This is a genomic window from Pseudomonas sp. FP2309 (assembly GCF_030687575.1).
Classification (GTDB): domain Bacteria; phylum Pseudomonadota; class Gammaproteobacteria; order Pseudomonadales; family Pseudomonadaceae; genus Aquipseudomonas.
Map to the genome: position 1 here is coordinate 1,098,492 of NZ_CP117439.1, position 20,213 is coordinate 1,118,704.

At 59.1% G+C, this 20,213-nt stretch carries 19 protein-coding genes and 1 pseudogene; 17 read left to right on the plus strand and 3 right to left on the minus strand.

Annotated elements, in window-relative coordinates; genetic code table 11:
* Positions 1–4: 4 nt before the first annotated feature.
* The 9 genes from PSH59_RS04910 (at position 5) to dacB (ending at position 9,993) form a co-directional block, all read left to right on the plus strand.
* Positions 5–1,102, plus strand: coding sequence for an amino acid ABC transporter permease (locus tag PSH59_RS04910; protein ID WP_248075471.1), 1,098 nt, complete (start codon positions 5–7; stop codon positions 1,100–1,102).
* An 11-nt stretch (positions 1,103–1,113) separates the two neighbouring features.
* Complete coding sequence (locus tag PSH59_RS04915; protein ID WP_003171943.1) at positions 1,114–1,878, plus strand: amino acid ABC transporter ATP-binding protein; 765 nt, start codon at positions 1,114–1,116, stop codon at positions 1,876–1,878.
* A 201-nt stretch (positions 1,879–2,079) separates the two neighbouring features.
* Entirely contained in the window at positions 2,080–2,739 is a 660-nt protein-coding gene (locus tag PSH59_RS04920; RefSeq protein WP_305394429.1) for a FadR/GntR family transcriptional regulator, read from the plus strand.
* Entirely contained in the window at positions 2,729–3,985 is a 1,257-nt protein-coding gene (locus tag PSH59_RS04925) for a CynX/NimT family MFS transporter (RefSeq protein ID WP_305394430.1), read from the plus strand. Before PSH59_RS04920 ends, PSH59_RS04925 begins: the two co-directional genes overlap by 11 nt.
* Positions 3,986–4,096: 111 nt before the next feature.
* Entirely contained in the window at positions 4,097–4,567 is a 471-nt protein-coding gene (locus PSH59_RS04930; protein ID WP_305394431.1) for a nuclear transport factor 2 family protein, read from the plus strand.
* 36 nt (positions 4,568–4,603) lie between these two features.
* Entirely contained in the window at positions 4,604–4,879 is a 276-nt protein-coding gene (locus PSH59_RS04935) for a GIY-YIG nuclease family protein (protein WP_248075478.1), read from the plus strand.
* A 76-nt stretch (positions 4,880–4,955) separates the two neighbouring features.
* The gene (locus PSH59_RS04940) at positions 4,956–5,891 is read left to right on the plus strand and encodes a glutathione S-transferase family protein (RefSeq protein WP_305394432.1); all 936 of its coding nucleotides are present in this window, start codon (positions 4,956–4,958) and stop codon (positions 5,889–5,891) included.
* A gap of 109 nt (positions 5,892–6,000) precedes the next feature.
* A complete protein-coding gene (locus PSH59_RS04945) occupies positions 6,001–8,418 on the plus strand; it encodes a TonB-dependent receptor (protein ID WP_305394433.1) in 2,418 nt (805 codons plus the stop codon).
* Between the two features lie 129 nt (positions 8,419–8,547).
* Positions 8,548–9,993: a D-alanyl-D-alanine carboxypeptidase/D-alanyl-D-alanine-endopeptidase gene (gene dacB / locus PSH59_RS04950; RefSeq protein ID WP_305394434.1), complete on the plus strand. Its 1,446-nt coding sequence runs from the start codon at positions 8,548–8,550 to the stop codon at positions 9,991–9,993.
* Between the two features lies 1 nt (position 9,994).
* On the opposite strand, the gene PSH59_RS04955 is transcribed toward dacB, so the two are convergent.
* A complete protein-coding gene (locus PSH59_RS04955) occupies positions 9,995–10,774 on the minus strand; it encodes an IclR family transcriptional regulator (protein ID WP_305394435.1) in 780 nt (259 codons plus the stop codon).
* A gap of 120 nt (positions 10,775–10,894) precedes the next feature.
* Here PSH59_RS04955 and hmgA point away from each other — a divergent pair, with 120 nt between their 5' ends.
* Genes hmgA through maiA form a run of 3 tightly spaced genes read left to right on the plus strand, consistent with a single transcriptional unit; the run spans position 10,895 to position 14,122 of the window.
* Complete coding sequence (gene hmgA / locus PSH59_RS04960; protein WP_305394436.1) at positions 10,895–12,178, plus strand: homogentisate 1,2-dioxygenase; 1,284 nt, start codon at positions 10,895–10,897, stop codon at positions 12,176–12,178.
* A 3-nt stretch (positions 12,179–12,181) separates the two neighbouring features.
* Complete coding sequence (gene fahA, locus PSH59_RS04965) at positions 12,182–13,468, plus strand: fumarylacetoacetase (RefSeq protein WP_305394437.1); 1,287 nt, start codon at positions 12,182–12,184, stop codon at positions 13,466–13,468.
* 12 nt (positions 13,469–13,480) lie between these two features.
* Complete coding sequence (gene maiA, locus PSH59_RS04970) at positions 13,481–14,122, plus strand: maleylacetoacetate isomerase (RefSeq protein WP_305394438.1); 642 nt, start codon at positions 13,481–13,483, stop codon at positions 14,120–14,122.
* Between the two features lie 30 nt (positions 14,123–14,152).
* On the opposite strand, the gene PSH59_RS04975 is transcribed toward maiA, so the two are convergent.
* The gene (locus PSH59_RS04975; protein WP_305394439.1) at positions 14,153–14,956 is read right to left on the minus strand and encodes a SirB1 family protein; all 804 of its coding nucleotides are present in this window, start codon (positions 14,954–14,956) and stop codon (positions 14,153–14,155) included.
* Between the two features lie 185 nt (positions 14,957–15,141).
* On the opposite strand from PSH59_RS04975, the gene PSH59_RS04980 reads away from it, so the two are divergent.
* A complete protein-coding gene (locus PSH59_RS04980; protein ID WP_248075498.1) occupies positions 15,142–16,161 on the plus strand; it encodes a Glu/Leu/Phe/Val dehydrogenase dimerization domain-containing protein in 1,020 nt (339 codons plus the stop codon).
* A 54-nt stretch (positions 16,162–16,215) separates the two neighbouring features.
* On the opposite strand, the gene PSH59_RS04985 is transcribed toward PSH59_RS04980, so the two are convergent.
* Positions 16,216–16,476 carry a YebG family protein gene (locus tag PSH59_RS04985; RefSeq protein ID WP_003188807.1) on the minus strand — a complete coding sequence of 87 codons (261 nt, stop codon included), beginning with the start codon at positions 16,474–16,476 and terminating at the stop codon, positions 16,216–16,218.
* Between the two features lie 248 nt (positions 16,477–16,724).
* Between PSH59_RS04985 and PSH59_RS04990 the strand changes: the two are divergent.
* The 4 genes and pseudogenes from PSH59_RS04990 to PSH59_RS05005 all read left to right on the plus strand — a co-directional run.
* Positions 16,725–16,967, plus strand: a pseudogene (locus PSH59_RS04990) (phosphate-starvation-inducible PsiE family protein); the annotation flags it as partial.
* A 144-nt stretch (positions 16,968–17,111) separates the two neighbouring features.
* The gene (locus PSH59_RS04995; protein ID WP_305394440.1) at positions 17,112–17,561 is read left to right on the plus strand and encodes a phosphate-starvation-inducible protein PsiE; all 450 of its coding nucleotides are present in this window, start codon (positions 17,112–17,114) and stop codon (positions 17,559–17,561) included.
* 196 nt (positions 17,562–17,757) lie between these two features.
* The gene (locus PSH59_RS05000) at positions 17,758–19,239 is read left to right on the plus strand and encodes an AAA family ATPase (protein ID WP_305394441.1); all 1,482 of its coding nucleotides are present in this window, start codon (positions 17,758–17,760) and stop codon (positions 19,237–19,239) included.
* A gap of 234 nt (positions 19,240–19,473) precedes the next feature.
* The gene (locus PSH59_RS05005) at positions 19,474–20,133 is read left to right on the plus strand and encodes an HNH endonuclease (RefSeq protein WP_305394442.1); all 660 of its coding nucleotides are present in this window, start codon (positions 19,474–19,476) and stop codon (positions 20,131–20,133) included.
* Positions 20,134–20,213: the final 80 nt, after the last annotated feature.

Sequence of the window (20,213 nt, forward strand, 5' to 3'; positions counted from 1 at the left end):
GCACATGAGTTCTCATATTTTCAAACCGGATATGCCGCCGCCGAGCAAAGTGTTCGGCCCGGTGGCATGGATGCGCGCCAACCTGTTTTCCAGTTGGCTCAATACCCTGCTGACTCTGGTGTCGATCTACCTGGTGTACCTGGTGGTGCCGCCGATCCTGCATTGGGCCATCCTCGATGCGAACTGGGTGGGCACCACCCGCGCCGACTGCACCAAGGAAGGCGCCTGCTGGGTGTTTATTCAGCAGCGCTTCGGGCAGTTCATGTACGGCTACTTCCCCGTCGACCTGCGCTGGCGTGTAGACCTCACCGTGTGGCTGGCCATTGTGGGCGCGGCGCCGTTGTTCATCTCGCGTTTCCAGCACAAGGCGATCTACGGCCTGAGCTTTTTGGTGCTGTACCCGATCGTTGCCTACTTCCTGCTGCATGGCGGCATCTTCGGGCTGACCAACGTGGCTACCAGTCAATGGGGCGGCTTGATGCTGACCCTGGTGATCGCCACCGTCGGCATCGCCGGTGCATTGCCGCTGGGCATCGTGCTGGCGTTGGGACGGCGTTCGAACATGCCGGCGATTCGTGTGGTCTGCGTGACCTTCATCGAGTTCTGGCGCGGCGTGCCGTTGATCACCGTGCTGTTCATGTCCTCGGTGATGCTGCCGCTGTTCCTGCCCGAAGGCATGAACTTCGACAAGCTGCTGCGGGCGCTGATCGGCGTGATCCTGTTCCAGTCGGCCTACGTGGCCGAAGTGGTACGCGGCGGCTTGCAGGCGATTCCTAAAGGTCAGTACGAAGCGGCCGCGGCGATGGGCCTGGGTTACTGGCGCAGCATGGGCCTGGTGATTCTGCCGCAGGCCCTGAAGCTGGTGATTCCGGGCATCGTCAACACGTTTATCGCGCTGTTCAAGGACACGAGCCTGGTGATCATCATCGGCCTGTTCGACCTGCTCAACAGCGTCAAGCAAGCTGCCGCCGACCCGAAATGGCTGGGCATGGCCACTGAAGGCTATGTGTTCGCCGCCCTGGTGTTCTGGATTTTCTGTTTTGGTATGTCGCGCTATTCCATGCATCTGGAACGCAAGCTCGACACAGGCCACAAGCGTTAGGAGTTCTTTTAATGAGCGAAGCAATCAAACAGCCTGTGAGCCCTGAAGGCATTATCCAGATGCAGGGCGTCAACAAGTGGTACGGCCAGTTCCACGTGTTGAAAGACATCAACCTCAACGTCAAGCAGGGCGAGCGTATCGTGCTGTGCGGGCCGTCGGGGTCGGGCAAGTCCACCACTATCCGCTGCCTCAACCGCCTGGAAGAGCACCAGCAGGGCCGCATCGTGGTCGATGGCGTGGAGCTCACCAACGACCTCAAGCAGATCGAAGCGATCCGTCGTGAAGTCGGCATGGTGTTCCAGCACTTCAACCTGTTCCCACACCTGACCATCCTGCAGAACTGCACGTTGGCGCCGATGTGGGTACGCAAGATGCCCAAGCGCAAGGCCGAAGAAATCGCCATGCATTACCTGGAGCGCGTGCGCATCCCGGAGCAGGCGCACAAGTTCCCTGGGCAACTGTCCGGCGGCCAGCAACAGCGTGTGGCGATTGCCCGCGCGCTGTGCATGAAACCAAAAATCATGCTGTTCGACGAACCGACCTCGGCGCTGGACCCGGAAATGGTGAAAGAGGTGCTGGACACCATGATCGGCCTGGCCGAAGACGGCATGACCATGCTGTGCGTGACCCACGAAATGGGCTTTGCCCGCACCGTGGCCAACCGCGTGATCTTCATGGACAAAGGCGAGATCGTTGAGCAGGCGGCGCCGAATGACTTCTTCGACAATCCGCAGAATGATCGGACCAAGCTGTTCTTGAGCCAGATTTTGCATTGATCGATGGTTGAAACAATAAACCCGGCCTGGCCGGGTTTATTTTTGTCTGTTCAATAGGTCTTGGGCGCCTCATGCCCTGTGTTCACGGTATGACTTGAGCCTGCGCAGGTCAGTGCCTTCGGCCAATGCCTTGTCTTTGTGGGCAACTCTGAATAGCCTGTAGGAAAATTCATCCTATGATTGGACGAAAGTGCAAAACCCATGACAGACATTGCCCCTCTGATCAAACGCTCCCTGGTTGACCAGGCTGTGGAGCAACTGCGTCTGCGTATCGCCGCAGGCGTGTGGGCGGTCGGTGAACGCCTGCCTACCGAACCCGAGTTGTGCGCCGAACTCGGCATCAGCCGCAATACCGTGCGTGAAGCCATCCGTGTGTTGGCCTTTTCCGGGTTGATTGAGGTCCGCCAGGGCGATGGCAGCTATTTGCGTTCGATGACTGATCCGCTGGGGGCGATGCGTGCGCTGTCCCATTGCACCTTGGAGCAGGCGCAGGAGACGCGGCAGATTCTTGAAGTGGAGGCCATCGGTCTGGCGGCGCTGCGGCGGACCGAGCAAGACCTGGAGCACCTGCGTGAGGCGCTGCAGGGTAGCGCCGCGCTGTATCACGGTGATCTGGAGGCCTATATCAGCGCAGACCTGGTGTTCCATAAACGCCTGGTCGACGCCGCGCATAACCCGGCGTTGAGTGAGCTGTACCACTATTTTTCCGCCATCGTCGCCGCGCAGTTGCGCCAGACCCTGAGCATTTCGCCACGTCGCCAGGCGGTGTTCGACCTGCATATCGCCCTGCTCGACGCCGTGGAACAGCAGGACCCGGAACGTGCCAAATCCCTTTGCCGGCAGTTGATCAATGAACCTTGAACCGCAACGCACCACTGAACTGCTGATCGACGCTGAAGCCGATGACGACGTGGTGCAGCAGACGCCGCCGACGGTAAACCGCCCGTGGTTGCTGTTACTGGGCCTGGTGCTGGTGGCGCTGAACCTGCGCCCGGCATTGTCGAGCCTGTCGCCCTTGCTCAGCGAGGTCTCCAGCAGCCTGGGATTGTCGGCCGCCAAGGCCGGCCTGCTGACCACGTTGCCGGTGCTGTGCCTGGGTTTGTTCGCGCCCACCGCACCGATCCTGGCGCGGCGCTTTGGGGCTGAACGGGTGGTGTTGGGCATCCTGCTGACGCTGGCCGCGGGGATCATCCTGCGCAGTGTGTCGGGGGAAGTGGGGTTGTTCCTCGGCAGCCTGATCGCCGGCGCGAGTATCGGCATTATCGGGGTATTGCTGCCGGGCATCGTCAAGCGGGATTTCGCCGGGCAGGCGGGCGCCATGACCGGGGTCTACACCATGGCGTTGTGCCTGGGCGCGGCGCTGGCGGCGGGGGCCGCGGTGCCTCTGAGTGAGTACTTCGGCGATAGCTGGGCGATGGGACTGGGCTTCTGGATGCTGCCGGCGCTGGTGGCGGCGCTGTTCTGGTTGCCGCAGGTCGGGCAAAAACATGGTGCGCACCGAGTCGCTTATCGGGTGAAAGGGCTGTTGCGCGATCCGCTGGCCTGGCAGGTCACCCTGTATATGGGCCTGCAATCGTCCCTGGCCTACATCGTGTTCGGCTGGCTGCCGTCGATCCTGATCGGCCGTGGCCTGAGTGCCACTGAAGCCGGGCTGGCGCTGTCCGGTTCCATCATTGTGCAACTGCTCAGTTCCCTGGCCGCACCGTGGCTGGCCACGCGGGGCAAAGATCAGCGCCTGGCCATCGTGATCGTGATGTTGCTGACGTTGGGTGGCCTGTTCGGTTGCCTGTATGCGCCCCTCGACGGCTTGTGGGGCTGGGCGATCGTGCTCGGCCTGGGGCAGGGCGGTACGTTCAGCCTGGCGCTGACCTTGATCGTGCTGCGCTCGCGGGACTCACATGTCGCCGCGAACCTGTCGAGCATGGCCCAGGGCATCGGTTACACCCTGGCCTCCATGGGGCCGCTGGCGGTTGGCCTGGTGCACGATTGGACCGGTGGATGGGGCGCAACGGGCTGGATTTTCGCGGTGATCGGCCTGGCGGCCATCGCCGCCGGGGTTGGCGCTGGCCGTGCGCTGTACGTAGGCGCCAGCAGCGAGAAAGTCTAGCGTGGCAGCGGTCGCCATAGACTGGGTCATTTGCGTGGCGAATGTCAGTGGCGTTAGCGGCGTGGGCGGCTTATCGTGCGCCTACCTTTACGACGCCAGCGGAGCCTGCCCATGAGCGATGCCCATAACGCCCTGATCACCGAGTTCTACACCGCCTTCCAGCGTCTGGATGCCGAGGCCATGGCCGCCTGCTACACCGACGATGTGGTGTTCAGCGACCCGGCCTTCGGTGAGCTGCGCGGGCGAGACGCCGGCGATATGTGGCGCATGCTCACCACCCGTGCCAAGGACTTCTCCCTGACGTTCGACAACGTGCGCAGCGATGATCGCAGCGGCGGTGCGCATTGGGTGGCCACCTACCTGTTCAGCGCCACCGGCAACACCGTGGTCAACGATATCCAGGCGCGGTTTGTGTTTCGCGACGGCAAGATCTGCGAACACCACGACAGCTTCGACCTGTGGCGCTGGTCGCGCCAGGCCTTGGGCACCAAAGGCCTGCTGCTGGGCTGGACACCGCTGGTGAAAAACGCTGTGCGCGCCCAGGCGAACAAAGGCTTGAAGGCATTTCAGGCCAGTCGTTGATAAGCTTGGCGCTCCTGCGGACTGTTGAATCTACCCGTGACTGATCCTGTTGAACCCAAGCCCTGGTACGTCTACCTGGTGCGTGCCGCCAATGGCTCGTTGTATTGCGGCATCAGCAATGACCCGGTGCGCCGGTTTGCCTCGCACCAGAGCGGCAAGGGCGCGCGGTTTTTCCTGTCCAGCCCGGCGGTGGCGCTGGTGTACACCGAAGTCTGCGCCAGCAAAGGCGAGGCGTTGCGCCAGGAGCGGTTGATCAAGAAATTGAAGAAGAGCGCCAAGGAGTGTCTGGCGGCCAGTGGTTCATTGATCTGACTGATGGGCGGCTATCACACCCACTGAGCCCGTTGCAGGCTAAGCTGCGGGTTCATTTGTCCAGTGGACCCCCAGCATGTCTGAGCTAATCCTGCACCACTACCCCACGTCCCCCTTCGCGGAAAAAGCGCGGCTGCTGCTGGGCTTCAAAGGCCTGTCCTGGCACTCGGTGCATATCTCGCCGGTGATGCCCAAGCCGGACCTGACTGCCCTCACCGGCGGCTACCGCAAGACCCCGGTGCTGCAAGTGGGTGCCGATATCTATTGCGACACCGCCCTGATCGCCCGCCGTCTGGAGCAGGAAAAATTCGCGCCGGCGCTGTTCCCGCTGGGCCAGGAAATGATCACCCAAACCTTCGCCACCTGGGCCGACAGCGTGGTGTTCGCCCACGCCGTGAGCCTGGTGTTCCAGCCTGAGTCGGTGGCGGTGCGCTTCGGCAAATTGCCGCCGGAAGCGGTCAAGGCGTTTCTGGCCGACCGCGCCGCACTGTTCAGCGGGGGCACCGCCAGCAGGCTACCGGCCGAGTTGGCCAAGCACCAATGGCCGGCAATCATGGCGCGACTGGAGCAGCAATTGCAGCGTGAACCGGGAGACTTCCTGTTTGGTGAGCCGTCGATTGCCGATTTTTCCATGGCTCACCCGCTGTGGTTCCTCAAGGCGACGCCTGTGACGGCACCGTTAGTGGACGCCTATCCAGCCGTGTGCGCGTGGTTGGGGCGTGTGTTGGGGTTCGGCCACGGCACGTCCAGCCAAATGACCGCGGAACAGGCATTGGAGATCGCGCGCAACGCTACGCCGGCTGCGCTGCCGGATGAGGTGTTCGAGGACTTGAATGGCTTCCAGCCCGGCCAGCAGGTGGCCATTGCCGCCACCGATTACGGCACCGATGCGGTCGCGGGGGAGTTGCTCTTTGCCGGGCGCGAAGAGCTGATCCTGCGCCGCACCGACCCACGCGGCGGCACGGTGCATGTGCACTTCCCGCGCTTCGGTTTCAGCATTCAGGCGCAATAAATAAAAATATTTGCAAATAGACGTGAGGTAAAACGGCGGCCCATCCGTGTAGTGCTTGAAACTGCGATCTATTCGCATTAACAGCGTTTTCTACACGGGTTCTTACAGCATGAAGTCGATGGCGGGCGGTTTGGTTAAACAGTGGCTGGGAGCCTCGGTATTGGCGGTGTCGGGATTGGCGTTGCTGCCCCTGAGCGTCGCGCACGCGCAGGAGCAGCAAAGTGCGCAGTTTAACTTTGCCCTGGCAGCCAAACCGCTGCCCCAGGCCCTGAGCGATTTCAGCCGGGTCACCGGGATCAGCGTGATCTACACCGATGAAGCGCCTTACGGCCTCAACGCCCCGGCGGTCAGCGGGCAGATGAGCGCCACGGCGGCCTTGCAACGCCTGCTGGGCGATTCCGGCTTTACGTTCCGCCAAATCGATGCCCGCACATTGGCCCTGGAGCCGCTACCCACCGATGGCGCGCTCAACCTCGGCGCCACCACCATCAGCGGCGTCGGCCAAACCCAGGACAGCACCAGCTACCAGCCGCCGCTCACCAGTTCGGTGATGCGCTCCCGTGCGCTGCTGATCGAAACCCCGCAAACCGTCAACGTGGTGCCGGCCCAGGTACTGCGCGACCAGACCCCGCGCAACCTGGATGACGCCCTGGGCAACATCAGTGGCATTACCCAGGCCAACACCTTGGCCAGCACCCAGGACGCCGTGATGTTGCGTGGCTTTGGCGATAACCGTAACGGCTCGATCATGCGCGACGGCATGCCGGTGGTGCAGGGCCGCGCATTGAACGCCACGGCTGAGCGCGTCGAAGTGCTCAAGGGCCCGTCCTCGCTGCTGTATGGCATCCAGGATCCGGGCGGTGTGGTGAATATCGTCAGTAAAAAGCCCGAATTGACCCAATCCACGTCCTTGACCGTGCGCGGCTCGACATTTGGCGACGGCAAGAACGGCAGTGGCGGTGGCCTCGACACCACCGGGCCGATCGGTGATTCGGGCCTGGCCTATCGCCTGATCGTCGACCATGAAGACGAAGACTACTGGCGCAACTTCGGCACCCATCGCGAAACCTTGGTAGCGCCGTCCCTGGCCTGGTACGGCGACAGCACCCGGTTGCTGTTCGCTTATGAACACCGCGAGTTTCTCGCGCCGTTCGACCGTGGTACCGCCATCGACAAGTCCAACCACCCGTTGGACATCCCGTCCACCCGGCGCCTGGATGAGCCGTTCAACGACATGGAAGGCCGTTCCGACCTGTACCGTTTCGAAGCCGACCACGATTTGAATGACGACTGGAAAGCCCACTTCGGCTACAGCTGGAACCGCGAAACCTATGACGCCAGCCAAGTGCGCGTCAGTGCGGTGAACACCAACGGCACCCTGACCCGCAGGATGGACGGCACCAAGGGGGCGATCAGCACCGACCGGTTCGCAACGGCCAGCCTGGAAGGCAAGGTCAACGTACTGGGCCTGCAACATGACCTGGTCTTCGGTTTGGACGACGAGTACCGCAAGATCTACCGCGCCGACCTGATTCGCCAGGCCTCGCGCACCACCTTCAACTACAACAACCCGGTGTACGGCAACGAAGTGGCGGGCACCACCGTCAGCGCCGCCGACAGCGCCCAGACCGACCTGTTGCGCAGCGACTCGCTGTTCTTCCAGGATGCGATTCACCTGACCGACCAGTGGATCTTTGTCGCTGGCGCGCGTTACCAGATGTATGACCAGTACGCCGGCAAGGGCGTGCCGTTCAAGGCCAACACCGACGGCAATGGCCAGGCCTGGGTGCCGCGCGCGGGTCTGGTGTATCGCTACACCGATGAACTGTCGTTCTACGGCAGCTACACCGAGTCGTTCAAACCCAACTCCACCATCGCCGCCCTGGCCGATGGCAGCACCCTGACCGGCGACCTGACGCCGGAGGAATCCAAGTCGTGGGAACTGGGCGCCAAGCTCGACATTCCGGGACGCATCACCGCCAGCGCGGCGCTGTTCACTATCGACAAGCGCAATGTGCTTGTATCGGTCGGTTCCGGCGCCAATACGGTCTACAGCATCGCCGGCCAAGTGCGTTCGCGAGGCCTTGAACTGGACGCCAGCGGGCAGTTGACCGACCAGTGGAGCGTGATTGGCAGCTACGCCTTCACCGACGCGCAAGACGTCAAGGACGAGGACCCGACCCTGCAAGGCAACCGCCTGCAAAACGTGGCCAAGCACACCGGCTCGCTGTCGGCGGTGTATGACTTCGGCAACGTGTTTGGCGGCGACCAACTGCGGGTGGGCGCCGGTGCCCGTTATGTCGGCGAGCGCGCCGGTGATGCGGCCAATGACTTCAATCTGCCGGGCTACACCGTGGCGGATGCGTTCGCCACCTACGACACCAAGATCGAAGGGCAGAAGGTCAAATTCCAGCTCAACGTGAAGAACCTGTTTGACCGCACCTACTACACCTCTGCGGCAAGTCGGTTCTTTGTGTCCGTTGGCGATGCGCGGCAGGTGTCGCTGTCCAGCACGCTGCAATTCTGATCATCGGCTTGTGGTGGTGGGTTGATCGCCCTGGCGAACGGGCTGTCCACCCACAACCGCTGCGCTCGCCACAGGGGGAGGGAGCTGTTAGCGTTGCCGGCAATGACAGTTTTGCGGAAAACGTGACGGATGCACTTTGGACGATGGCTACACCTGTTGTGCGTAAGCGTTTTGCTGGGCGGGTGTGCGAGTGTCTCGCCGACCTCCACCCCGATCACCCTCGACCGTCTCATGGCCGACCCGGCCCTTGACGGCGCCACCGTCTCGCTGATGGTGCGCGACGCCCGCAGCGGCAACACCCTCTACCAGCACAACCCGCGTACGCGGTTGGTGCCGGCCTCCAACCTCAAGTTACTGACCACCGCCGCGGCGATGGATGTGCTGGGGCCGCAGTACCGATTTTCCACTCAACTGCTGAGCAACGGCACCCAGCAAGGCGAGCGTTTGAGCGGCAATCTTTACCTGCGCGGCCTGGGCGACCCGACCACGCAGTTTGCCGATTACCAGGCACTGGCCGCACAGCTGGCGAGCCAGGGCGTGCGTCTGGTGCAAGGTGATCTGGTGTTTGACGACACCTGGTTCGACGCCGAACGTCTGGGCGTGGACTGGGCCCAGGACGACGAAAGCACCTATTACGGCGCGCAGATTTCTGCACTGACGGTGTCGCCCAATGCCGATTTTGATGCCGGTACGCTGATCGTCACGGCCAACGCGCCGCAGACGCCCGGCCAGCCGGTGAGCGTCGTCGTGAGCCCTGCTACCGATTATGTCCAACTGAGCAACCACGCGGTCAGCGGCCCTGGCAATACCTATGGCCTCACCCGCCAGCATGGCACCAATCTGCTGCAACTGACCGGCGCGTTGGCGCCGGGCAAGCACAGCCGGCAGTGGGTGAGCGTGTGGGAGCCGACGCAACTGGTGGCGAATCTGTTTGAGCAGGCGCTGGCGCAGCAGGGCATCAAGGTCGCGGGCCGACGGGTGATCGGCGGCGCGACGCCGGCCACGGCCACGGTGTTGGCAGAGCACCAGTCGGCGCCGTTGCAGGCATTGATCACGCCGCTGCTGAAACTCTCGAACAACAACATGTCCGAAGCCCTGCTCAAGGCCATGGGGCGCAAGACCGCGAATGCGGGCACGGCGCAGGCGGGTGTCGCGGCCGTGGCGGACTTCATCAAACGTCAGGGGATGGACCCGGCCACACTGATCCAGGTGGACGGTTCGGGGTTGTCGCGGCGCAATCTGCTGTCGGCGCAGAACCTGACCGACCTGCTGCTGGCCACGGCCAAGCAGCCTTGGTTCGACGCCTGGTACAACGCCCTGCCGATCGCCGGCAACCCGGACCGCATGAGCGGTGGCAGCCTGCGCTATCGCCTGCGCGGTACACCGGCGCAAAACAACCTGCATGCCAAGACCGGCTCGATGGCCGGGGTGTCATCGTTGAGCGGTTATATCACCGACGCCGAGGGGCGGCGCCTGGTGTTTTCGATGGTCAGCAACAACTACCTGGGCGATGCCGCGCCGATCCGCGCCCTGGAAAATCGCCTGGCCGTGGCCCTGACGCAATGGCACGACTGATTCAGGGCTGATAGCCCATACGCCAACTCACCGACCGGGTCGCCGCCAGCAAACGCTGCGCCGCCGGGCCATCTTCATTGGCATGGAACAGCGAGGTGGGGCCGACCACCGTCATCACCGCTGCGACCTGCCCGACGGCGTTGAACACGGGTGCCGATAACGCGTCCACACCCGGCATCAACAGGCCGTGGACAAAGTGCAGGCCACGGCTGCGGATCTGTTCGCAGGTGCTGGCGTAGGTCGCGTCGTCCGCCAGAGCGTGGGCGATGCCGGCCTGGATCTCGCGCTCACGCAGCTCCACGGTTTCCCGCGAGGGCAGGAACGCGCTGAACACCAGCCCGGTGGACGAGCTGAGCAACGGCAATACGGAGCCCAATTGCGTCACCACCGTGACCGCGCGCACCGCCGGTTCTATGTGCACCACGGTTGCGCCCTGATTGCCCCAGACCGCCAGAAAACAGGTTTCATTCAACTCATCGCGCAGCTCGGCCAGGGGCAGGGCGCCGACTTTGAGCACGTCCATGCTTCCCAGCGCCGCCAGGCCTACGCGCAACGCCTCGCGGCCCAGGCCGTAATGGTTGGTGGCGGGGTTCTGTTCGGCAAACCCCGAGGCAATCAACGCCTGCAGGTAACGATGCACCTTGCTCGCCGGCATCTGCACGTGGTCGGCCAGGCGCGACAACGAAGTGGCCGGCGACAGTTCGGCCAGGGCCTTGAGGATATCGGTGCCCACTTCGGCCGAGCGGACTTTCTGTTTACCGGTGTCGCGGGGCTTTTCCATGGAGGGGCGAGAATCCGAGAGATGAATGGGCGTCTTTATAGCTTGACGGTCGATAGTGATCAAATTACGTTATGCGTAACTCAATTACGATAAAAACAACTTCCGTACAGAGGATGATCCATGCACCTCGAATACTTGTCGGGCTTTGGTAATGAATTCGCCAGCGAAGCCCTGCCCGGCGCGCTGCCGGTTGGCCAGAACTCTCCGCAAAAAGCGCCCTACGGGCTGTATACCGAGCTGTTCTCCGGCACCGCTTTCACCATGGCGCGCAGCGAAGCCCGGCGCACCTGGCTGTACCGCATTCAGCCGTCGGCCAACCATCCGGCGTTTATCAAGCTTGAGCGGCAACTGGCCGGTGGGCCGTTGGGGGCCGTGACGCCCAATCGGCTGCGCTGGAACCCGCTGGATATTCCGAGCGAGCCGACCGACTTTATCGACGGTCTGGTCGCCATGGCTGCCAACTCAACGGCGGAAAAACCGTCAGGCATCAGCCTCTATCACTACGGCGCCAACCGTTCCATGGAGCGCGTGTTCTTCAACGCCGACGGCGAATGGTTGATCGTGCCTGAGCAAGGCCGCCTGCGCATCGCCACCGAACTTGGCGTGCTGGACGTCGAACCGCTGGAAATCGTCGTGCTGCCCCGTGGCCTCAAGTTCCGTGTCGAGCTGCTCGATGCCGAGGCCCGCGGCTACGTCGCCGAGAACCATGGCGCCCCATTGCGCCTGCCGGACCTGGGCCCGATCGGCAGCAATGGCCTGGCCAACCCGCGCGACTTCCTCACGCCGGTCGCCCATTACGAACACCTGCAACAACCGACCACGCTGGTACAGAAGTTCCTCGGTGAGCTGTGGGCCTGCGAGCTCGATCACTCGCCGCTCAACGTGGTGGCCTGGCACGGCAATAACGTGCCGTACAAATATGACCTGCGCCGCTTCAACACCCTGGGCACCGTGAGCTTCGACCATCCGGACCCGTCGATCTTCACCGTCTTGACCTCGCCCACCAGCACCCACGGCCTGGCCAACCTCGACTTCGTGATCTTCCCGCCGCGCTGGATGGTGGCCGAGAACACCTTCCGGCCGCCGTGGTTCCATCGCAACCTGATGAACGAATACATGGGCCTGATCCAGGGGGCCTACGACGCCAAAGCCGAAGGTTTCCTGCCCGGCGGCGCCTCGCTGCACAGTTGCATGAGCGCCCATGGCCCGGACGGCGAGACCTGCACCAAGGCCATCAACGCGGACCTGGTGCCGCACAAGATCGACAACACCATGGCGTTCATGTTCGAGACCAGCCAAGTGCTGCGCCCCACGCGGTTCGCCCTGGACTGTGCGCAACTGCAACCCACTTACGACGCGTGTTGGGCCTCGCTGCCCGCCACCTTCAACCCGAACCGGAGATAACCCATGACTCAGCCCACTTCCGCCCGCAGCTGGGTCGCCAGCGCCAATGGTCACGCGGATTTCCCGCTGCAGAACCTGCCGCTGGGCGTGTTCAGCATCAACGGTTCGGCACCGCGCAGTGGCGTGGCCATTGGTGATTACATCCTCGACTTGCACGCTGCGTTGGATACGTTTGACGGTGAGGCCCGGCGCGCGGTTGAAGCCACTGCTGGCGGCCAGTTGAACGCATTTTTCGAACTGGGCCGCGGGCCTCGGGTTGCCTTGCGTGAACGCCTGCTGGCACTGCTTGCCGAAGGGAGCCCGTTGCAAGCGCGCGAGGCGCAGGTGCTGCACCGTGCCGCCGATTGCCAACTGCATGTGCCGGCGCGCATCAATGACTACACCGACTTCTACGTCGGCATTGAACACGCACAAAACGTCGGCAAACTGTTCCGCCCCGACAACCCCTTGCTGCCCAACTACAAGTACGTGCCCATCGGCTACCACGGCCGAGCGTCGACCATTCGTGCCTCGGGTGCCGAGGTGCGTCGACCCAAAGGTCAGACCCTGCCGGCCGGCCAGACCGAACCGACCTTCGGCCCCTGCGCACGCCTGGATTACGAACTGGAATTGGGCATCTGGATCGGCCAGGGCAATGCCATGGGCGATTCGATCGCCATCGGCGACGCAGCCGAGCATATCGCCGGTTTCTGCCTGCTCAACGATTGGTCGGCGCGGGATATTCAGGCGTGGGAATACCAGCCGCTGGGGCCGTTTTTGTCGAAAAGCTTCATCACCACCATCTCGCCGTGGGTGATCACGGCCGAGGCTCTGGCGCCATTCCGCAAGGCCCAACCGGCACGCCCCGAGGGCGACCCGCAACCGCTGCCGTACCTGCTCGATAAGCGTGACCAGGCGGCTGGCGCACTGGATATCGAACTGGAGGTGCTGCTGACCACCGCCGCGATGCGCGAACAACAGCTGCCGGCCCATCGCCTGGCCCTGAGCAACAGCCTGCATATGTACTGGACCGTGGCGCAGTTGGTGGCCCATCACAGCGTCAATGGTTGCCAGTTGCAGGCCGGTGATCTGTTCGGTTCCGGCACCTTGTCCGGGCCCGAGGTCGGGCAGTTCGGCAGCCTGCTGGAGATGACCGAAGGCGGTAAAAAGGTGATCGAGCTGCCTTCCTGTGAAGTGCGCAGGTTCCTTGAAGACGGTGACGAAATCATCCTGCGCGCCCGCTGCAAGCGCGAAGGTTTTGCCTCCATCGGCTTCGGCGAATGCCGCGGCACTGTCACTGCGGCACGTTAAGAGGGCGGGGTGATGGAACTCTATACCTACTACCGTTCCACCGCGTCGTACCGAGTGCGCATCGCCCTGGCCCTCAAGGGCCTGGCGTTCACGGCGGTGCCTGTGAACCTGTTGGTACCGGCGGACGGCGCCAATCGTCAGCCGGCTTACCTGGCGATCAACCCGCAAGGCCGCGTGCCGGCCTTGCGCACCGATGACGGCGAGCTGTTGATTCAGTCACCGGCGATCATCGAGTACCTGGAAGAACGTTATCCACAGGTGCCGCTGCTCTCCAGCGACAGGGTTACCCGTGCCCATGAACGCGCGGTGGCCTCGATCATCGCCTGCGATATTCATCCGCTGCACAACTCCAGCACCCAAAACCTGCTGCGCCAATGGGGGCACGACGAGGCAAAGGTGCTGGAATGGATCGGGCATTGGATCAGCCAGGGCCTGGGCGCGGTGGAGCAGTTGATTGGCGACGGCGGTTTTTGCTTTGGCGAACAGCCGGGGCTGGCGGACGCGTTTCTGATCCCGCAGGTGTATGCGGCGCAGCGCTTCAAGGTGCCGTTGACGGCGTACCCGCGTATTGAGCGGGTTGTGGCGCTGGCGGCGCGGCATCCGGCGTTTGTGCAGGCCCATCCTTCCAACCAGCCGGACACACCGGCGGCGTAGCAGCAGGCTCCGGCGCCCAATAGCGTGTGCTCAGTGCACCACTGAGTTCGGCGGCAGGTGGCCCAGCCGCTCGGCCAGGCGCAGGCGCTGGATCGGGTCTTCGCTGAGCAGCAGCGCGTGCTCCAGATCGAAGCGTTCGGCGTTGGGGCAATCCAGGCGTTGGTACAGGCTGGCCCGCGCCAGGTAGTCGGCGGCATTGGCATGGCCCAGTTCCAGTACGCGCTCGGCGTCGATCAGGGCGGCCAAGGGGTTGTCATTGGAGAGGTGCAACTGGCGCAGGTTGCGCGACAGCCGTTGCAGGATCGAGCGTGGCTCGGCCGTCAGCAGGTGGTCGGCCTGCAACTTGAGGTTGGGGCCGTATTGGCGTTGCAGCAGTTCGCGGCAGTCGCTGGGGTACAGACGCCGGCCGCCGCAAGGGTCCAGCAGGTGATCGGCGCCGGGCACCCGCAGCAGGAAATGCCCGGGGAAATTCACGCCGACCATGGGGATGTCCAAGCGTCGCGCCAGTTCCATGGCAATCAGCCCCAGGGCCAGGGGTTGTCCGCGTTTGCGTTGCAACACTTTGTCCAGCAAGGCGGCGGCGGGGCGCAGTGGGGTGAAATCATCCTGGGCAAAGCCCTGGTCGTTCATGCACCGCAGCAGCGGTTGGCCCAGCTCATCAGCCGGCAGCATCGGCATGCTCACGCTGACCCGTTGTTGCAGCGCGCTCAGGTTTTGCAGGATTTCCAGCGGCTGCACGGTCGCGTCGTGCTCGGCGGCGATCCAGAGCGCCGCTTCGAACAGCGCCGGGGGCGAACGTTGCAAACAGGCGAAAAAGGCTTGGCGGGGCTTCATTGCATTCTCCGACGTATGCCCCGTTTTAGCCTTGCTGTGAATGTTCGTCCAGTGCCTTGAGCGATATCCCACGCGCTTATGTCGCAAGCCCCGCAAAATCGGGCGGCTTATTCCAGCGTACTTCGGCAGTTTTCTGCCGCCAGCCTATACTTGGCGACACAAGAAAGTGATCCGGGAGCTTGACGATGTTTGCTCTCATGCACAGCACCCGCCTTGAATCGCTGCACCTGAGCGTCGACCCGGTCACGGGGCTCAAGGCGATCATCGCCATCCATAACAGCCGCCTGGGGCCCGCCTTGGGCGGCTGTCGCTATATCGCCTATCCCGACGACGAAAGCGCCGTGGCGGATGCTGCGCGGCTGGCCCAGGGCATGAGCTACAAAGCAGCCCTGGCCGGGCTGCCGGTGGGTGGCGGCACGGCGGTGATCCTGCGGCCCGCCCACGTGGAAAACCGCGCGGCGTTGTTTGAAGCGTTTGGACGGTGTGTCGAGCAACTCGACGGCCGCTACATCACCGCCATCGACAGCGGCACCTCGGTGGCGGACATGGATTGCATCGCCCAGCACACCCGCTTCGTCACCAGCACCACGGCTGCCGGCGACCCTTCGCCCCATGCCGCCATGGGCGTGTTCGCCGGTATTCGCACCACCGCCATGGCCCGCCTGGGCAGCGACAACCTCGAAGGCCTGCGCGTGGCGATCCAGGGCCTGGGCAACGTGGGCTACGCCCTGGCCGAACAACTGCACGCCGCCGGGGCTGAACTGCTGGTCAGCGACATCGACCATGGCAAGGTGCAACTGGCCATGGAACAGCTTGGCGCACACCCCATCGCCAACGACGCCCTGCTCAGCACCCCCTGTGACATCCTTGCACCCTGCGGCCTGGGTGCCGTGTTCAACCGTACCAGCGTCGGTCAGCTGCGCTGCGCTGCCGTGGCCGGCTCCGCCAGCGCGCAGTTGACCAACCTGCAAGTGGCCGATCAATTGGAAGCACGCGGTATCCTCTATGCCCCGGATTACGTGATCAACTCCGGCGGTCTGATCTATGTCGCCCTCAAACACAGCGGCGCCGAACTGGCGACGATCACTGCGCACCTGTCCAACATCGGCATGCGCCTGACCGAAATCTACGCCCATGCCCAAGCCGAAAAACGTTCCCCCGCGCGGGTGGCGGACGAACTGGCCGAGCGATTGCTTTACCGATGAGCAGACATTAAAAAGGCCCTGAATCGGTGATTCAGGGCCTGTTCAATTCGGGCTTTATTCCGCCGCCGGGTTCAGCAACTCGGACAACGCGTCCGGCTGGCTCTTGAACGCCTTGGCAAATACATCGCGGTTCTTCGCCATGTAGATCCCGGCTTCTTCCACCTGCTGCTCGCTCAGGGACGGCACGGCTTTTTGCAACACTTCTGCGAGCAACTCAGCGAGTTCAAGCATCTTGTCATGACGGTCAGCTTCGGCTTTATCCATGAACAAACGCTCCAGATCTCGGCTGCTGCGGTATACCACTTCGACGGCCATTCACCACCTCACATGCCTTCACGATAGTTGTCTTTTGCGACTACTGTATTTATATACAGCTAAAAGGGTAAGCCAAACCGTGGGGTTTGGGTAGCAGTTTTTTAATGTAGCCGGTAAATACAGGTTTGCAGTGCCTCATGTCACCCCGCCATCATCTTATACGCGCCTCTGGCCTTTTTTCTGCATGCAGAACAACCGTCACGTCCAACCCGCATTATCCGGTCGAACCGACCTAAGGAAGTACCTTCGTGAAAATCAACTGGGCCGAAAAGCTGCGCCAGCAAGTCCATGGGCTGGCCGAGTCGCTGGGCAATCTGTTTGTGGAGTCGTTCCACTACCTGGCGCTGTTTGCCATTGGTGCGGTCACCGCCTGGGCGGCGGTGATGGAATTTCTGGGGATGCTGGAGAACGGACACATCAAGATCGATGACATCTTGCTGCTGTTCATCTACTTGGAACTGGGCGCCATGGTCGGGATTTACTTCAAGACGAAGGCATACGTTACTAACATTCCTAGTAGTGGCTACCAGATGCTTGAAAACCACGCTAATGCGGGGCTATGGCGAGCATGAATCGCTTCTGATACGCAGTGTGGATGGCTTGATTCGCTTAATTTATGAACAGTGGTGGGTACGATGACGCAAGAAGTGAAATGGGCTGAAAGCCTGCGCAAAAAGCTGCATGGTGGTGCTGATTCGATTGGCAATTTATTCGTAGAAACGTTTCACTACCTCGCCCTTTTCGCTATTGGATTAATCACCGTTTGGGCTGGAGTGTCTACATTTATAGGTATGCTTCAACAGCCGAAAATAACGGTTGATGATATCTTGCTGCTTTTTATCTATTTAGAATTGTTAGCCATGGCGGGCATTTATTTTAAAACTAATCACATGCCCCTGAGATTTTTGTTGTATATCGGCGTGACCGCATTGATTCGACTGCTGATAAGTGATGTTTCTCATCACAATGCGCCGGATACCGGAATCCTTTACGTGTGTGGTGGAGTGATGCTGCTTGCGATTTCGATTTTAGTGGTTAGATATTCGTCTTCTAAATATCCATCAGTAAAAGAAAAAGTAGACTAGACTTTTTATCAAGGAGGATCAGCTCTTGAAAAGGTTACTAAAAGATCGATGTCTTAATGAAGGCGGAAATAGCAGTTATTTGATTAATCGCATGGTTTTGCTAGCGGAAAGCACAAAAAATTAGGTGAGTAGTTCTAGCGATAAGTGAGGATTACTCAAATTCACTAGGAGTTGGGTGTTTTTTAGGGAGAGATTTATGCGCTTCATAGTTGGACAGCCTGTTCAGTACTCTGGTGAATTAATTGTCTATCTGACACCAAACACGAGATGGAACGACTACTCTTTTGTTACTGGGTTTCATGCCTACGTTTCTCGCGATGATGGCATTAAAGATGTAGGGGAAGTTAAAGTTGGTTTTTTTGGTCAAAGTACTGAAGACGACACATATAGAGTTGTCGACAAAGATTTTCGCCTGCTCTCTGATGAGTTCTTCTCTCTAGGCCAAAATCCGGACTATTATTCAAATTTATTACGTGTATTTGGGCATGAAACCGTAGGTGACTACCTCTCCGCTCTAAAAGATGTTGTTTATAATGAAAATATATTTGAGAGGTCATATAGAGAAAGAGTTTTTGTTGAGTCGCTGTCTCGGTTTGTAAGTGTTTCAACAATTAAAGGTCAGTTTAGAGAGATTTTGTCAACAGGCGTTTCGTTGGAGAAATATGGTTTCTTGTACTGTCACGAGTCTGGAGAGTCTCTTGATTTTCAAGTTGTACCAGATTCTAAGCCGCCGAAAAATGTGCATGCTTTGATTGGGAGGAATGGGGTAGGCAAAAGTTATATATTGCAGACGATTGCGTCGTCTATTGATAAAAGAAATGGTGAGGTCGTGAAAATAAATGGGGATAATGTAACCGCTTTTGATTTTGGGCAGTTGCTTTATTTCTCTCTCGGCGTATTTGGTAGTCCTCTTGATTGTGTTGATTTTAACGACTCTAAGATAAAAATTGATAGGACTAAAAAGAAATATATAGGTATATATAATCAAGAAACGAAAAAATTGAAAGACATCGCTGTAGAAATGTCTGATGAGTTTTCTATTTCGATTTATAACTGCCTGCTCGGATCAGAGGTAAAAAGAGATCGCTGGTTAAAGGCGGTGGGGGTACTAGAAGCGGATGTTAATTTTAAAAATTTAAATTTGAGCACATTGGCTTTCCATAAGAGCGAACGCGAGCTAAAGAAAGAGGCGTCCTTAGCTTTTTCATCTCTGAGTTCAGGACATGCAGCCGTTCTTTATTACGTTACAAGCGTGGTTGAGTTAGTCGAAGATAAAACCATATGCTTGTTTGATGAGCCTGAGAACCATCTTCACCCACCATTGCTTGCCGCGTTTATAAGAGTTCTTTCTGAAGTATTGTCTACTAATAACGGTATTGCAATAGTTGCCACTCACTCTCCTGTAGTTCTTCAAGAAATACCACGTTCATGCGTTTGGTGCGTTAATGGAGGAGGAGACTTTGCTAGGCCAAGTATTGAAACATTTGGTGAAGGGGTTGGCGAGATTACATCTGATGTTTTTAATCTGGATATGAGGAATTCTGGATTTTACTCTCTTGTTGGGACGGATGCTAAAGCTTTAAAAAGCTACAAGGGGGTTATGAAATTATACAAGGGGCAGGTTGGTTCAGAGGGGAGGGCGGTTGTAATAGCTTCTATTCCTCGGGGTGATATCTGATGAAAAAAATCGTATATAAATTCGATGAGGTCTTTGCTGCTTGTGTTAAGGGAAAAAGATATAAGAATAGAGAGCTTCTTAGGGAAGAGATAAAGTTAAACAAGTTTCTCAGAGGGGCTCATAAGGTTTTTCGAGTTCATGGGTTTTATAATATATTTTATTTGTTTAAAGACGAGTCTGTAGCGTATGGCTGGAATAAGGATTCTTTGATTTCCTTGTATGAGAAAAAAACTTGTGCCTAAGAAGGTTGCAGGAAGATTTTATTATGATAAGTTAAAGTTGTTAGCTCCAGATAATAAATGCCAGATATGTTTGTATGGAGGGGCGGATAGTCTTGATCATTACCTTCCCAAAGAGTTTTTTCCGTCCCTGTCAATATCTTCTTATAACTTGATTCCAAGTTGTATGTCGTGCAACGGTAAGAAGTCCACGTATGTACCTAAAACTGAGTCGGAACAGACAATTCACTCCAGGTTTGACAAGTTTTTTCGCTCTGACTGGCTGGACGCTTTATATTCCGAACCTGAAGGAAAGATTGTGTTTAGTCCAAATAAGAAAAATTATCCGGAGGGGTCTGTCGGTTTTTCTCGTATTTCTAGTCATATGACAGTTCATAGTCTTGACATTTTATATGAAGCGCTTGCTTTGAAAAAGTTAAAAGGTTTGGTTGCTCTTGCTAAGAAAACTGGGCAGGAGTTAAGAGATATCGTAACTTTGGAAATTGACAAGATTAAGGATAACTCAGTCAGTTATTCATGTGCGCAGTTTACGTTTGATCAATGGAAATTAGCAGCTTGCAAAGCACTTCTTGACTCCGAATATTTTCTAGCTAATGGGGTAAGGATTTTTGGCACTTTGGACAGATACTATGTACCAGATTATGACTTTGAATAAGCTTTTCCAGTTGATTTGTCGAGGAGATCTATCCTAATTGGGTGTCTATTTTAGAGAGAAAAGCGCACATCAAAAAATGG